Source organism: Neisseria polysaccharea (assembly GCF_963392925.1).
Lineage (GTDB): Bacteria > Pseudomonadota > Gammaproteobacteria > Burkholderiales > Neisseriaceae > Neisseria > Neisseria polysaccharea.
In genome coordinates this window covers 91,089-105,976 of record NZ_CAUJNZ010000003.1, presented here as the reverse complement: position 1 = coordinate 105,976, position 14,888 = coordinate 91,089, and the positions used below count along the sequence as shown (strand labels likewise).

11 protein-coding genes are annotated in these 14,888 nt (G+C 53.7%); 6 read left to right on the top strand and 5 right to left on the bottom strand.

Features of this window, described 5'->3' with window-relative positions; genetic code table 11:
• Positions 1–11: 11 nt before the first annotated feature.
• The gene (gene smc, locus RDY34_RS03030; RefSeq protein ID WP_308075239.1) at positions 12–3,497 is read right to left on the bottom strand and encodes a chromosome segregation protein SMC; all 3,486 of its coding nucleotides are present in this window, start codon (positions 3,495–3,497) and stop codon (positions 12–14) included.
• 248 nt (positions 3,498–3,745) lie between these two features.
• On the opposite strand from smc, the gene lpxH reads away from it, so the two are divergent.
• Positions 3,746–4,468: a UDP-2,3-diacylglucosamine diphosphatase gene (gene lpxH / locus RDY34_RS03025; RefSeq protein WP_301667058.1), complete on the top strand. Its 723-nt coding sequence runs from the start codon at positions 3,746–3,748 to the stop codon at positions 4,466–4,468.
• A 268-nt stretch (positions 4,469–4,736) separates the two neighbouring features.
• Positions 4,737–6,323, top strand: coding sequence for an L-lactate permease (locus tag RDY34_RS03020; protein WP_308073516.1), 1,587 nt, complete (start codon positions 4,737–4,739; stop codon positions 6,321–6,323).
• Positions 6,324–6,490: 167 nt separating this feature from the next.
• Here the strand turns inward: RDY34_RS03020 and RDY34_RS03015 are convergent, their stop codons facing one another.
• Complete coding sequence (locus RDY34_RS03015) at positions 6,491–6,694, bottom strand: zinc-finger domain-containing protein (protein ID WP_118816680.1); 204 nt, start codon at positions 6,692–6,694, stop codon at positions 6,491–6,493.
• A gap of 115 nt (positions 6,695–6,809) precedes the next feature.
• Here RDY34_RS03015 and RDY34_RS03010 point away from each other — a divergent pair, with 115 nt between their 5' ends.
• Positions 6,810–7,307, top strand: coding sequence for a DMP19 family protein (locus tag RDY34_RS03010; RefSeq protein WP_308084757.1), 498 nt, complete (start codon positions 6,810–6,812; stop codon positions 7,305–7,307).
• An 81-nt stretch (positions 7,308–7,388) separates the two neighbouring features.
• Entirely contained in the window at positions 7,389–8,582 is a 1,194-nt protein-coding gene (locus RDY34_RS03005; protein ID WP_308084756.1) for an amino acid aminotransferase, read from the top strand.
• Between the two features lie 309 nt (positions 8,583–8,891).
• Here the strand turns inward: RDY34_RS03005 and hemC are convergent, their stop codons facing one another.
• Positions 8,892–9,827: a hydroxymethylbilane synthase gene (hemC, locus tag RDY34_RS03000; protein ID WP_308184455.1), complete on the bottom strand. Its 936-nt coding sequence runs from the start codon at positions 9,825–9,827 to the stop codon at positions 8,892–8,894.
• Positions 9,828–9,945: 118 nt separating this feature from the next.
• Here hemC and ybeY point away from each other — a divergent pair, with 118 nt between their 5' ends.
• Complete coding sequence (gene ybeY / locus RDY34_RS02995; protein ID WP_308184454.1) at positions 9,946–10,461, top strand: rRNA maturation RNase YbeY; 516 nt, start codon at positions 9,946–9,948, stop codon at positions 10,459–10,461.
• 1 nt (position 10,462) lies between these two features.
• Positions 10,463–11,287 carry a CorC family transporter gene (locus RDY34_RS02990; RefSeq protein ID WP_115118472.1) on the top strand — a complete coding sequence of 275 codons (825 nt, stop codon included), beginning with the start codon at positions 10,463–10,465 and terminating at the stop codon, positions 11,285–11,287.
• A gap of 137 nt (positions 11,288–11,424) precedes the next feature.
• Here RDY34_RS02990 and nhaC read toward each other — a convergent pair whose 3' ends face one another.
• Both nhaC and RDY34_RS02980 read right to left on the bottom strand, forming a co-directional pair.
• Positions 11,425–12,804 (bottom strand): Na+/H+ antiporter NhaC, encoded by a 1,380-nt coding sequence (nhaC, locus tag RDY34_RS02985; RefSeq protein WP_003753802.1) that lies wholly within the window; start codon positions 12,802–12,804, stop codon positions 11,425–11,427.
• A gap of 682 nt (positions 12,805–13,486) precedes the next feature.
• Positions 13,487–14,710: a sugar MFS transporter gene (locus RDY34_RS02980; protein ID WP_308074385.1), complete on the bottom strand. Its 1,224-nt coding sequence runs from the start codon at positions 14,708–14,710 to the stop codon at positions 13,487–13,489.
• Positions 14,711–14,888: the final 178 nt, after the last annotated feature.

Sequence of the window (14,888 nt, the reverse complement as noted above, 5' to 3'; positions counted from 1 at the left end):
GGACTCGTCGTTCAGGCAGATTCCGCCATTTCCAACGCCTGTTTGATGTCCACGGCGACGACGCGCGATACGCCTTTTTCCTGCATGGTTACACCGACGAGCTGTTCCGCCATTTCCATAGTCAGGCGGTTGTGGGAGATGTAGAGGAACTGGGTTTGCGCCGACATTTCTTTGACCAGGTTGCAGAAACGCGAGGTGTTGGCATCGTCCAGCGGGGCATCGACTTCGTCCAAAAGGCAGAACGGAGCAGGATTGAGGCTGAACAGGGCGAACACGAGGCTCATGGCGGTAAGGGCTTTTTCGCCGCCGGAAAGGAGGTGGATGGTGCTGTTTTTCTTGCCGGGCGGGCGCGCCATGATGGACACGCCGGCGGTCAGGAGGTCGTCGCCTATCATTTTGAGGGTGGCTTCGCCGCCGCCGAACAGGGTCGGGAAGAAGGTTTGGACTTTGCCGTTGACGGCATCGAAGGTTTCTTTGAAACGCGCTTTGGTTTTGTCGTCGATTTGGGCGATGGCTTCTTCCAAAAGAGTAATGGCTGCCTGCACGTCTTCGCTCTGGCTGCGGTAGTAGCCGTCGCGTTCGCGCGCTTCTTCGAGTTCTTGCAGGGCGGCGAGGTTGACCGCGCCGAGTGCTTCGATTTGTTGCGAAAGGCTGCCGATGCTGGTGTTCAATACTTTCGGCGATTCTTTCGCCAACGCTTCGAGCGCGTCCAAATCGGCGGCGCGTTCGGTCAGGTTTTGATGGTAGCGTTTGGCGTTGATCAGGGCTTCCTGCTGTTGCAACAGGGCGGTTTGGGTCGCAGCCTGAAGCTGTGGCAACTGGGTTTGCAGGGTTTGCACTTTAGCGTATTGTTCCCTGCCCTGCTCCTGAATCTGCGCGAGTTTCTCCTGTACGGCGATGTATTCTTCGTCCAAGGTCTGTACGGCTTCGCTTAATTCTTCGAGCTTGATGTGCTGCTCGTCGTTTTGGAACTCGGTTTCATAGGCGAGGGCAAGCTCTTGCTGGCGTTCCTGCCAGTCGAAGGTTTGCTGTTCGAGCCGGGCGATTTGCTGTTGGTAGTTTTGTTTTTGCTGGTTGAGCTTGTGAACGGCGACTTCGGCAAGCCCGTATTGGCGGTTGGCTTCCAACAGGGCAAGCTGCGCCTGTTTCAGACGGCCTTGCTGCTCTTGGCGGCTGTGCGCGGTGGTTTGCTGTTGGTGTTCGAGTTCGGCGGCGGCTTCCTGCAAAATGGCGATGTCGTCTGAAAGCCCGTCGGACGTGTGTTGCAACACGGTCTGTTCTTCCGCCAACTGCGCCAGTTCGCGCTCGATGTGTTCGCGGCGGATTTGCCCTTGGTTGGTGCGCGCCAGAAGTTCGGCGGCGCGTTGCTGCGCTTGGCTGTATTGGCGCGTGTGCTGCTGTTGCTGCTGCATCAGGTTTTTGTGCTGCACTTCAGACGAGAGCACGGCGGCTTCCGCCTGTTTGAACGCGGCTTCGGCAGCGGAGAGTTCGGGGGCGAGGTTTCCCAGTTCGGACGCGATGCCGTCAAGGCGTGCTTTTTGGGCAATCAGGCTTTCCTGCGCGGGTTTGGCATAGAGCATGACGCTGACTTTGTCGACCTGATGGCCTTCGGGCGTGAGCCAGATTTGGTGTGCGCCCAAATCGCTTTGATGCGCGAGGGCGTAACTCAAATCGGGCGCGCACAATACGCCGTCGAGCCAGTGGTGCAATGCCGTCTGAAACGGCGGCTGCGCTTGGATTTGGTTCAGCAATGCCTGTACGGGCAGGGATTTTTTGATGCCGCCGGAGAGGCCGTCTGAAAGCCACGCCGCCTGCCCCTGCGGCAAAGGCTCGGGCGGTACGAAACCTTGCGGCACGGCGCGGGCGTGCAGGCGTTCGGCAAGGATGACGGACAAGGCGTGCTGCCACTCGGCGGGCGCGGTGATGTGTTGCCACAGTTGCGGTGCGGCGGCGTGGTCGGTTGCCTGCCAGAAATCGGCGGCTTCCTGCTGTTGCGACAGGATTTGCGACAACGCCTGCTGCTGCGCCTGCAAGGTGATGTGTTGCTGCTTCAGGCTTTGGAAGCGGTTTGATGCCGTCTGAAACGCCTCGCGGGCGGCGTGCAAGGCTTCTTCGGCGGCGATGATTTGTTCTTCGTAATGCTCTTGCCGGTTTTGCAACAGGGCGGCGGCTTCCTGCGCGGCGGCGGTTTCGGCTTCGTCGGGCAGGTTCAGGGCTTGGTTTTCCTGTTTCAGACGGCCTTTGCGCTCTTCGTGCTTGGCAACGGTTTGTTCGGCATGGGCAAGCTGCTGCTGCTTCAACGCCAGTTCGCGGCGGATGCGGTTCGCCTCGTCCTGCCGGGTTTGGAAGGCAGCATTGAGCGTGGCTTGGGCTTCTTCCAATTCGGGCAGACGCTCTTCGTGTTCGGCAACCTGCATCGCCCATTCCGCCAGCTCGGTTTGCTTTTCTTCGACGTATAACTCGTTTTCTTCAAGCTGCACGCGGATTTGCTGCTGCTCTTGATGAATGCGTTGCAACTGCGCCTGCGCTGCCTGCTTGTCGCGTTCGATGCGTTGATGCAGGTTTTGCTGATGACGGATTTGTTCTTCCAAACGGGCAATCTGCTCGCGCAACACGCCGCGTTTGTTGCTCAATTCGTGTACCGCCTGCTGCTGCGACTGTTCGGCGGTCTGCAAGGCGTGTACTTCATCGTTTAACGCCTGAACCTGCGCGGCGGTTTCGTCCTGCTGCGCCTGCAAAGATTGATGCTGCGCGGTCGCCTTGTCAGCGGCGGCAAGCGATTGCCGCCATTGGGCGTAATCGAGCAAATCCTGTTGTTGGTTCAACTGCGCGGTCAGGGATTGGTAGCGTTCGGCGGTTTCCGCCTGTTTTTCCAGCTTTTCCACCTGACGCGCCAACTCGTTCTGCAGATCGCCCAAACGCTGCAAATGCTCGCGCGTGTCTTTCAGACGGCCTTCCGTCTCCTTGCGGCGTTCCTTATATTTGGACACGCCCGCCGCCTCCTCGATATAGGCACGCAACTCCTCCGGCCGCGCTTCGATGATGCGCGAAATCATCCCCTGCTCGATAACGGCATAACCGCGCGCACCCACGCCCGTACCCAAAAATAAATCGGTAATGTCGCGGCGGCGCACGGTCTGATTGTTGATGAAATAAGTCGATTCGCCCTGCCGCGTCAGCTGCCGTTTGATGCTCACCTCGGCATACTGCCCCCACGCGCCCTGCAAACTGTGGTCGCTGTTGTCAAACACCAGCTCCACCGAAGCCCTCGGCGCAGGACGGCGCGTCGCCGCACCGTTAAAAATCACGTCCTGCATACTCTCGCCGCGAAGCTGCTTCGCCGAAGCCTCGCCCAACACCCAGCGCACCGCGTCAATCACATTCGACTTGCCGCAGCCGTTCGGCCCGATAACCGCAACAAGCTGCCCCGGAACATGAATCGTGGTCGGGTCGGTAAAAGATTTGAAGCCGGAGAGTTTGATGTGGGTCAGGCGCATAATGGTCGGAAAAAATAAAAAAGAAGCGTATTTTAACGGAAATCTCGCCGCACCACCCCATATCTTTTCGGCAAAACCTTACCGCATCCTACGCCCGCGATGCCGTCTGAAGCCTTCAGACGGCATTTTTAACGCGCTCGAACCCCAGTTCCGCCAATGCCCGATGCTTGGCGCGGCATTTGCCGTATTGCCCCGCCGCCGGGCGCGTTATAATCCGCCACTACATCCGCCCGATTGGAAACCTGCCTATGCGACCCTCCTATTTCATTTCCGACCTGCATTTGAGCGAAAAGCATCCCGAACTGACCGCGCTGTTGCTGCGTTTTTTACGTTCTTCCGCCGCCGGACAGGCGCGGGCGGTTTATATTTTGGGCGATTTGTTTGATTTCTGGGTGGGCGATGACGAAGTTTCCGAGTTGAATACTTCGGTTGCGCGTGAAATCAGGAAATTGTCCGACAAAGGCGTTGCCGTGTTCTTTGTCAGGGGTAACCGCGACTTCCTGATCGGTCAGGATTTTTGCCGGCGTGCGGGCATGACGCTACTGCCGGATTACTCGGTTTTGGACTTGTTCGGCTGCAAAACCCTCATCTGCCACGGCGACACTCTGTGTACGGATGACAGGGCATACCAACGTTTCCGCAAAATCGTGCATCGGAAGCGGCTGCAAAAACTGTTCCTGATGCTGCCTCTGAAGTGGCGCACACGCCTTGCCGCCAAAATCAGGCGTGTCAGCAAAATGGAAAAACAGGTCAAGCCCGCCGATATTATGGATGTCAATGCCGCCTTTACCACGCGGCAGGTTCGCGCCTTTAACGCGGAAAGGCTGATACACGGGCACACCCACCGCGAGCATATCCATCACGAAAACGGCTTTACCCGCATCGTTTTGGGCGACTGGCATAACGACTATGCTTCAATCCTCCGTGTGGACGGGGACGGCGCGGTATTCGTGCCGCTGGAAAAATGCTGAAAATGCCGTCTGAAGCCTTTCGGACGGCTTTTTTTACACGCCCCTTTCCCACACTCCCTCCGCCGCATCATCACCATCCTTAACCCGCATTAATAGCCATTATCGATAAAATGCTTGACCGATTACATAAGATTACGTAAAGTGTGCAAACGCATAATAATTGGTCTTACCAATTTATCTTTTAACCAGAATATCGGGTGTGCGGGATTTGAACGTCTTTCCAAACCTCAACGCGCCTTATGATGCAAATGCCTAAAAAGGATTCGTTATGGCACTTTTCCTCAGCATATTCCCCATCGTCCTGCTGATTTGGCTGATGGTGAAAAAAAACAGTATGCCTTCCTACATCGCGCTGCCGATTACCGCAGTGCTGATTTACGCCATCAAACTTTTCTACTTCGGCGATGCGGGAATGCTGCTCAACGCCACCGCCGCTTCCGGCCTCGTCAAAACGCTCACGCCGATTACCGTGATTTTCGGCGCGATTATGTTCAACCGTATGATGGAAACCACGGGCTGCATCGATGTCATCCGCAAATGGCTGGCGACCATCAGCCCGAACCCCGTAGCGCAACTGATGATTATCGGCTGGTCGTTTGCCTTTATGATTGAAGGCGCATCCGGCTTTGGCACGCCTGCCGCGATTGCCGCGCCGATTCTGATGAGCTTGGGCTTCAATCCGTTGAAAGTGGCGATTTTCACTTTGGTGATGAACTCCGTCCCCGTCTCTTTCGGCGCAGTCGGTACGCCGACTTGGTTCGGTTTTGCACCGCTGAACCTGAGTGCCGAAGATATCCTCGCCATCGGCAGGCAGACCGGCGTGATGCACTTCTTCGCAGGTTTCGTCATCCCCGTCATCGGCTTGAGTTTTATCGTACCTTGGTCTGAAATCCGCAAAAACTTGGGCTTCGTCGCCATTGCCGTTTTCTCCTGTACCCTTCCCTATGTCGCATTGGCAATGGTCAACGAAGAATTTCCTTCTTTGGTTGCCGGCGCAATCGGTCTGATGTTTTCCGTATTTGCAGCTAATAAAGGCTGGGGCTTGAGCAAAGACCACGCCAAAGACCCGAATGCCGAAAAAGTGCCGTTCGCCCAAGTCGCCAAAGCACTCGCCCCTTTGGGTATGCTGATCGGCATGCTGGTGGTTACGCGCATCAAACAGATCGGCATCAAAGGCATTTTGACCAGCAAAGAAGAATGGTTCAGCTTCCAACTGCCGTTTGATTTGTCCAAAATTACCGTCAGCGACTCCCTGACGATTACCTTCGGCAATATTTTCGGACAAGATGTCAGCGCGTCTTACCAAACGCTGTACGTCCCGGCTTGGATTCCGTTTGTCTTTACCGTTTGGATCTGCATCCTGCTGTATAAGACCAAATTCAAAGATGCTTGGACGATTTATGCCGTAACCTTCAATCAAACCAAAAAACCGCTGCTTGCCCTGATGGGCGCGCTGATTATGGTTCAGCTGATGCTGGTCGGCGGCGACAATTCGATGGTGAAAATCATCGGTAAGGAATTTGCCGCAATGGCGGGCGAACACTGGGTTTATTTCTCGCCGTATCTGGGCGCGATCGGTGCGTTCTTCTCCGGTTCCAACACCGTGTCCAACCTGACTTTCGGCCCGATTCAGCAGCAAATCGCACTGGATACCGGCCTGTCCGTTACCCTGATTCTGGCGTTGCAATCCGTCGGCGGCGCGATGGGCAATATGGTGTGCCTCAACAACATCATCGCCGTATGTACCGTATTGGACGTGAAAAATTCCGAAGGTGCGATTATCAAGAAAACCGTTATCCCGATGGCGATTTACGGCGTGATTGCCGTCGTCGTGGCAATGATTTTCTTCCTCTAAGCGAAACGCCGCCATCCATAGCGGCAGCACGCGGGGAACGGAAACCGCCGTTCCCCGTCAGAGCGGCGCGTCGGGCAGAATCTCGGTGCCGGAACAGCCCACCCCGCCAAACAAATGCCGTCTGAAACCGGAAAAGGCTTCAGACGGCATTTTTCCGTCGTTTGCATTCAGGCGTAGTGATGATGCGGCATCTTGCCGTCAAGGCGGTAGCGCGTGCCGCAATACGGACAAGAAACGCTGCCCGATTCTCCTTCACCCAAAGGCAAAAACACTCTCGGATGCCCGTTCCACTGCTCGTTGTCGGGCCCCGAGCAATACAGCGGCAGATTTTCCGGCAACACGGAAATTTCCTGCGGATTCAGATTGTCCATTTGATTTTCCTTTGCGTGGTTGGTGTACGCCTATTTTACGCCATCGGCAGGCTAAAGGATATTTTCGGCGCAAAGCCGCAATCCGCTATAATCCCCACTTTTCAGACGGCATACCATGACTGCGCTTACCCTCCCTGAAAACATCAAACAACAAGAGCCATCCGTTCTGCTCTACACCCTCGTTTCCGCCTACCTCGAACACACCACCCAAACCGGCGACGAATCCCTCTCCTGCCTGTCCGACGACCAGCACACGCTGACCGCATTCTGTTACCTCGACAGCCAAGTCGAAGAAGGCGGCTTCGTGCAGCTTATCGCCTCCGGCTACGGCGAATACATTTTCCGCAACCCGCTTGCCGACAGCCTGCGCCGCTGGAAAATCAAAGCCGTGCCGAAAGTCTTGGACAAAGCCAAAGCCCTCTACGAACAACACGGCGAAAACATCGAAACGCTTGCCGACGAAGGGCGGGACATCCCTTCCCTGCGCAAACAGTTCCCCGACTTTGAAGAATGGGACGGCGCATACTACGAAGCCGCCGAACAAGACCTGCCCCTGCTTGCAGAACACATACGGTCAAACTGGGAAACCTTCGCCCATATCGGGCAGGCGTGATTGCGTCTGTTTCCAGCCCGTGTAAAACAGCGTAAAATCGGCAAACCCGAATGACCTTCCGTCCCCATCAAGGAGCAAGCTATGTTCTTCAAGCACATCGAAGCCGCCCCCGCCGATCCGATTCTCGGTTTGGGCGAAGCGTTCAAAGCCGAAACCCGCCCCGAAAAAGTCAACCTCGGCATCGGCGTGTACAAAGACGCATCCGGCGCGACACCCATTGTCAAAGCCGTCAAAGAGGCTGAAAAACGCCTGTTGGAAAGCGAAACCACCAAAAACTACCTGACCATCGACGGCGTTGCCGACTACAACGAGCAAACCCAAATCCTGCTGTTCGGCAAAGACCACGAAATCATCGCCAGCCGCCGCGCCAAAACAGCGCAAAGCCTTGGCGGTACAGGCGCATTGCGTATTGCGACCGAGTTTGCCAAACGTCAGTTGAACGCGCAAACCATCTGGATTTCCAATCCGACTTGGCCAAACCACAACGCCATCGCCAAAGCGGTCGGTATCCAAGACAAACCTTATCGCTACTATGATGCCGCCAAACACGGTTTGGATTGGGACGGTATGATTGAAGACTTGAGCCAAGCGCAAAAAGGCGACATCGTCCTGCTGCACGGCTGCTGCCACAACCCTACCGGCATCGACCCTACGCCCGAACAATGGGAAACTCTGGCAAAACTTTCTGCCGAAAAAGGCTGGCTGCCGCTGTTTGACTTTGCCTACCAAGGCTTCGGCAACGGTCTGGAAGAAGATGCCTACGGCTTGCGCGTGTTCTTGAAACACAATACAGAATTGCTGATTGCCAGCTCTTATTCCAAAAACTTCGGTATGTACAACGAGCGCGTCGGCGCGTTCACTTTGGTGGCCGAAGACGAAGCAACCGCTGCCCGCGCCCACAGCCAAGTCAAAACCATCATCCGTACCTTGTATTCCAATCCGGCTTCACACGGCGCGAACACCATTGCGCTGGTGTTGAAAAATGATGATTTGAAAGCCCAATGGATTGCCGAACTCGATGAAATGCGCGACCGCATCAAAGCCATGCGCCAAAAATTTGTCGAGTTGCTCAAAGCTAAAGGTGCAAGCCAAAACTTTGATTTCATTATCGAACAAAACGGCATGTTCTCTTTCAGCGGTCTGACTCCCGAACAAGTTGACCGTTTGAAAAACGAGTTTGCCATTTATGCCGTCCGCTCCGGCCGGATTAATGTTGCAGGCATTACCGACGACAACATCGATTATCTGTGCGAAAGCATCGTGAAAGTACTGTAAAAGCACAGCCATATGAAAATGCCGTCTGAACCTTAACCAGTTCAGACGGCATCTGTTTTTTGTTAAAAAACAATAAACTATAACAATTTCAAACAAGCTAAAAACATCTATAAAATCAACCCAATATGATGAACTCAAATAAAAAATACGAATATCATCATTCTCAAATTCAAAATTTGAACGCCACAGTATAGTGGATTAACTTTAAACCAGTACGGCGTTGCCTCGCCTTGTCGTACTATCTGTACTGTCTGCGGCTTCGTCGCCTTGTCCTGATTTTTGTTAATCCACTATAAATTTTCGATAAAATCAATTTTCCGTATTCAATACCGCCTCAATCAATTCCTGCGCACCGTCGTCCGCCAATTTCTTAGCGACTGCGCGTCCGAGCGCGTCGGCATATTCGGCAGGGGCTTGCGCGTCCGCCTGCAACACAACCGAACCGTCGGGGTGTCCGACCAGTCCGCGCAAAGTCAGCAAGCCGTTTTCTTCCGTGCAATATGCGGCCAGCGGCACTTGGCAGCTTCCGCCCAAAGCGCGCGCCAAAGCGCGTTCTGCCGTAACGCAGGCGTGTGTGGTATCGTGGTTTAACGGCTTTAAGACTTCGTACAAATCTTCGCGATGCGCTGCAATTTCAATACCCAATGCGCCTTGTCCGGCTGCAGGCAGGCTGTCGGATTCCGACAAAATCATGCGGATGCGTTCATCCAATTCCAGACGCTGCAAACCGGCGGCGGCCAAGATAATCGCGTCGTATTCGCCGTTATCGAGTTTGGACAAACGGGTTTGCACATTGCCGCGCAGGGGTTTGATAAGCAAATGCGGATAGCGCGCGCGCAACTGGGCTTCGCGGCGTAGGCTGGATGTGCCTACGACGGCGCCTTTGGGCATTTCTTCCAAACGCGCGTATTGGTTGGACACAAATGCGTCAAACGGATTGGCGCGTTCGCCGATGGCTGCAAGCGCGAAACCTTCAGGCAAATCCATCGGTACGTCTTTAATCGAATGCACCGCCAAATCGGCGCGCCCGTCTTGAAGGGCTTGTTCCAACTCTTTGACAAACAAGCCTTTACCGCCGACTTTTGACAAAGTTCTGTCCAAAATCCGGTCGCCGCGCGTGGTCATGCCCAAAATCTCGACTTCGCAATCGGGATACAGGGCTTTCAGACGGCCTTGGATATGTTTTGCCTGCCACATGGCAAGCAGGCTTTCGCGACTGGCAATAACGAGTTTTTTCGGGTTCATAATGGTTGCCTGAAAGATGGAAAACGGCATGAAGTCTATCATATTTTGGGCGGTTTTTCAGACGGCATGAGGGTGAATATGTTATATTTACGCCTAAAAACCAAATTTTCCGGACAACATGAAACGCGCCAAACAATATCCTTTTTTATCCTTACAGCGGCAACGTTTTCATCTGAACTTTGAAAACGCCTCTTCCGCCGCCAACCTTCCGAGCGAACGCGATTTTTACCGCTGGGCGTGGTCTGCCTTGAAAAACGAATACCGCCGCGCCGACATCGGCCTGATTCTTTTGGACGAAGAAGCAGCCCGCGCCTACAACCGCGACTACCGGGGCAAAGACTACGCCACCAATGTCTTGAGTTTCGCGCTCAACGAAGGCGAAACCCTGCCCTGCCAAGTTTCGGAAAAACTGTACGGCGATTTGATTATCTGCCCGCAAGTGGTTTTGAAAGAAGCCGCCGAACAAGGCAAAACGCCCGAACGGCATTTTGCCCACTTAACCATACACGGCGTTTTGCACCTGATGGGCTACGACCACATCGAAGACGATGAAGCCGAAATAATGGAAGCCGAAGAAATCCGCCTGATGCGGGCGGCAGGCTATCCCAACCCCTACCGAGAGGACGGACATTAAAATGGACGGCGCACAACCGAAAACGAATTTTTTTGAACGCCTGATTGCCCGACTCGCCCGCGAACCCGATTCCGCCGAAGACGTATTAAACCTGCTTCGGCAGGCGCACGAACAGGAGGTATTTGATGCGGATACGCTTTTGAGGTTGGAAAAAGTCCTCGATTTTTCCGATTTGGAAGTACGCGATGCCATGATTACGCGCAGCCGTATGAACGTTTTAAAAGAAAACGACAGCATCGAACGCATCACCGCCTACGTCATCGATACCGCCCATTCGCGCTTCCCCGTCATCGGCGAGGACAAAGACGAAGTTTTGGGCATTTTGCACGCCAAAGACCTGCTCAAATATATGTTCAACCCCGAGCAGTTCCACCTCAAATCGATATTGCGCCCCGCCGTCTTCGTCCCCGAAGGCAAATCGCTGACCGCCCTTTTAAAAGAGTTCCGCGAACAGCGCAACCATATGGCGATCGTCATCGACGAATACGGCGGCACATCCGGCCTGGTTACTTTTGAAGACATCATCGAGCAAATCGTCGGCGAAATCGAAGACGAGTTTGACGAAGACGACAGTGCCGATAATATCCACGCCGTTTCTTCCGAACGCTGGCGCATCCACGCGGCTACCGAAATCGAAGACATCAACGCCTTCTTCGGCACGGAATACAGCAGCGAAGAAGCCGATACCATCGGCGGCCTGGTCATTCAGGAATTGGGGCACCTGCCCGTGCGCGGCGAAAAAGTCATTATCGGCGGCCTGCAATTTACCGTCGCACGCGCCGACAACCGCCGCCTGCATACGCTGATGGCAACACGCGTGAAGTAAGCAGAGCCTGCCAGCACTTTCTGCACAGTTTAGGATGACGGTACGGGCGTTTTCTGTTTCAATCCGCCCCATCCGCCAAACATAAAAATGCCGTCTGAAACCAGAAAACAGGTTCAGACGGCATTTCGCTTATCCGCTTATTTTTTGCTCAAAGTCAGCCCCGTCCAGCCGAACAGAAGCGTCAAAGCCAAACTCAAATAGCAGAAAAAGGCATAGGGCAGATATTCCCAAACGGGTACGCCGAGGGCGTGGCTGATAAATACGCCGCACACGCTCCACGGCACGAGCGGGTTGATAACCGTCCCCGCATCTTCGAGCGTGCGCGAGAGGTTTCGGGAATGTAGTCCGAGCCTGTCGTAAACAGGTTTGAAGGTTTCTCCCGAAAGCAGGATGCTCAAATATTGCTCTCCAATCAGGAAATTGACCCCGACCGAAGTCATGGCAACGCTGAACGTCGCGCGTCCGGCATTCGTCAAAAAGCTGCGGACGGCATCCAGCAGGGAAGGAATCGCGCCCAGCGCAAACAGCAGCCCGCCCAAACTCATCCCAAGAATCACGATGGTTTGCGTGAAAAACATACTTTCCAAGCCGCCGCGCGAAATGAGTTTGGCGATGTCTTTAAACGCTTCGCCTTCGAGTTTGTAGCCGCCGTAAAACCACGCGCCGAGCTGACGCAGATCGGGCGTACTGTGCAGATAAGTTACCGCAACGGCAACCATGACGGTAAAGAGCATGGCGACCACGGCGTTGACGCGCATCAATGCCAAAACGACCAATAGTGCAAACGGAATCAGCGAATAGCCGTGCACCAATCCCGTGGCTTCAAGCTGGCTGCGGAAGGATTCGACGCTGCCCATATCGTATGCGGCGACATTCGGCAAAAGCCAAAGCATCAGTGCCGCGCTGATGAGCCATGCGGGGATGGTGGTGTACATCATGTTTTTGATGTGCTCAAACAGGTCGATACCGACGATGGACGCGGAAATGCCCGTGGTGTCGGAGAGCGGGGACATTTTGTCGCCAAAAAATGCGCCCGAAACAATCGCGCCCGCCGTCATCGCCATATCGGCCTGAAACGCCGCCGCCATCCCCATAAAGGCAACGCCGACCGTAGCGCAGGTGGTCAGGCTGCTGCCGATGGACACGCCGATGACGGAACACAGCGCGAAGGCGGAAAAATAAAAATAAGTCGGGGAAATCAGTCCGAAACCGTAATACATCAGCGTCGGAATCGCGCCGCTCATCATCAGCGCGCTGACCATCAGCCCGATGAAGAAAAACAGGTAAATCGCGCCCATACCCTGATTCAACGCACCTATCATCCCTGCCTGCATATCGTTGTATTTCAAACCGCGCGCCAAGCCGTACAAAATCAGCACGACGATGGCGGCAATAATGGACATATGCGGCAGCCACTCCAATGAAATGATGGTATAGCCCATCGCGGCAATCAGAGCGACGACGACGGCAAGTGCCTCACCGCGCGGCATATCGAGTAAGGATTTGAAAGCAAACATGATTCTTTGCCCGATTTGATATAAAGTTAACGGATTCTAACACACCATACCGAATCCGCCCGACGTTTTCAGACGGCATTTTAGCGTTTTACAAAAGCCGGGCAGAAACAAAACGGCAATTTTCTCGATTTAAATTAATTTTTTTGAAATATAATTTTTTATTTTTTTGTTTGTTGGCATATAAGACTTTTATGAATTGAAGTATAGTGGATTAAATTTAATCCACTATAAATTCGTCATTCCCGCAAAAACAGAAAAACAAAAACCTAAAGTCCCGTCATTCCCGCGCAGACGGGAATCCGTTTTTTTAAGTCTCGGTTGTTTCTGATAAATTCTTGCAGCTTTGAGTTCCTAGATTCCCGCTTTCGCGGGAATGACGGCGGAGAGGTGCTGTTTTTCCGATAAATTCCTGCCGCTCTTCGTTTTTGGGATGGCGGGAAATATAGTGGATTAACAAAAATCAGGACAAGGCGACGAAGCCGCAGACAGTACAAATAGTACGGAACCGATTCACTTGGTGCTTCAGCACCTTAGAGAATCGTTCTCTTTGAGCTAAGGCGAGGCAACGCCGTACCGGTTTTTGTTAATCCACTATATTAAAACCTCGGCACACACGCCGCAAACACCGGTACGCAAAAATGCCGTCTGAAAGATGTTCAGACGGCATTTCTCAAGAAAAAGATTATTCGTCCGCCCTATATCCGTACACCGCAAAAAACACGATATACAGGTAACAGATAACGGAAACGACAAACGAAGACATCAGGGTGTAAGTATCCGCCGCCCAACCTTGAATCACCGGCACGACCGCACCGCCGACAATCGCGGTACACAGCACACCGGAAGCCGCGTTGGTGAATTTGCCCAATCCTTTGGTTGCCAAAGAGAAAATCGTCGGGAACATAATCGAGTTGAAAAAACCGATGGCAAGCAGCGACCACATCGCCACATCCGCATTGCCGCTGCCCGTCGCCATCGCGACGGCAAGCAGTACGACCGCAGCCGATGCGTTAAACGCCAAATAACGGTTGGGGGCGAATTTCGCCATCACTGCCGAACCGAGGAACCGTCCAACCATCGCGCCACCCCAATAAAACGACAGATAATGGGCGGCGGAAGCATGGTCCAGCCCTTTCAGATAACCCAATACGTTGACCATCAGCGAACCGATGGAGACTTCCGCACCGACGTAGCAGAAAATGCCTGCCGCACCGAACATGAGATGTTTGTATTGCCATACGCCGGTTTTGCCGTCGTGGTTATGCGCGCTTTCCTCGGCGGCAATTTTTTGCGCGTCGGGCAGGCGGATCATTTTCACGAAAACGGCAAGGATAATCAGCAGCCCCGCCAGTCCCAAATAGGGAATCTGTACGGAAGAAATCTGTTCCGCCTTGCTGACGGTTTGGGTTGCGTCTGCCAGAATCAGGAACGCGCCGATTTGAGGCGCAATGGTCGTACCCAAAGAATTGAACGCCTGAACCAGCGTCAGCGTTGCCGATTCCTTGCCGGGTTTCGCCAGCAGGGTAACATAAGGATTACCGGCGACCTGAAGCAGCGTTACGCCGGAAGCCAAAATAAACAACGCGCCCAAAAATACCGCGTAAGAATGGCTGCCCGCAGCAGGATAAAACAACAGGCATCCGACCGCCGTCAGCAGAAAGCCGCCGATAACGCCGTTTTTATAACCGATTTTGCCCACCAGCGCACCCATGGGAATCGACATCACCGCATAGGCGGTAAAAAAGCAAAATTGAACCAGCATCGCCTGAACGTAAGTCAGGTCGAAAATTTCTTTCAAATGAGGGATAAGGATGTCGTTCATGCAGGTAATAAAACCCATCATGAAGAACAGCGTGGTCAAGACGACCAACGGGGACGTATGGTTGTTTTGTGATTGCGCAGACATGATTTGCCTTTCATTTTATTGGAATACATTACACGGTTCGGACGGCAAAAATTGACATTCTTCAAGGGCGGCGTGAATCATACTGACATTTCACAAATTTGCAAGCCGTCGGCATATCCTTGCCGGACAACATCCGCTATTATCCCGACAAGCACGCCGACGCTGTATTTTTTCAATC

Bases quoted from the DNA above. Each gene is read 5' to 3' on its own strand.
- smc (WP_308075239.1), bottom strand. From the start codon at position 3,497: ATGCGCCTGACCCACATCAAACTCTCCGGCTTCAAATCTTTTACCGAC.
- lpxH (WP_301667058.1), top strand. From the start codon at position 3,746: ATGCGACCCTCCTATTTCATTTCCGACCTGCATTTGAGCGAAAAGCAT.
- RDY34_RS03020 (WP_308073516.1), top strand. From the start codon at position 4,737: ATGGCACTTTTCCTCAGCATATTCCCCATCGTCCTGCTGATTTGGCTG.
- RDY34_RS03015 (WP_118816680.1), bottom strand. From the start codon at position 6,694: ATGGACAATCTGAATCCGCAGGAAATTTCCGTGTTGCCGGAAAATCTG.
- RDY34_RS03010 (WP_308084757.1), top strand. From the start codon at position 6,810: ATGACTGCGCTTACCCTCCCTGAAAACATCAAACAACAAGAGCCATCC.
- RDY34_RS03005 (WP_308084756.1), top strand. From the start codon at position 7,389: ATGTTCTTCAAGCACATCGAAGCCGCCCCCGCCGATCCGATTCTCGGT.
- hemC (WP_308184455.1), bottom strand. From the start codon at position 9,827: ATGAACCCGAAAAAACTCGTTATTGCCAGTCGCGAAAGCCTGCTTGCC.
- ybeY (WP_308184454.1), top strand. From the start codon at position 9,946: ATGAAACGCGCCAAACAATATCCTTTTTTATCCTTACAGCGGCAACGT.
- RDY34_RS02990 (WP_115118472.1), top strand. From the start codon at position 10,463: ATGGACGGCGCACAACCGAAAACGAATTTTTTTGAACGCCTGATTGCC.
- nhaC (WP_003753802.1), bottom strand. From the start codon at position 12,804: ATGTTTGCTTTCAAATCCTTACTCGATATGCCGCGCGGTGAGGCACTT.
- RDY34_RS02980 (WP_308074385.1), bottom strand. From the start codon at position 14,710: ATGTCTGCGCAATCACAAAACAACCATACGTCCCCGTTGGTCGTCTTG.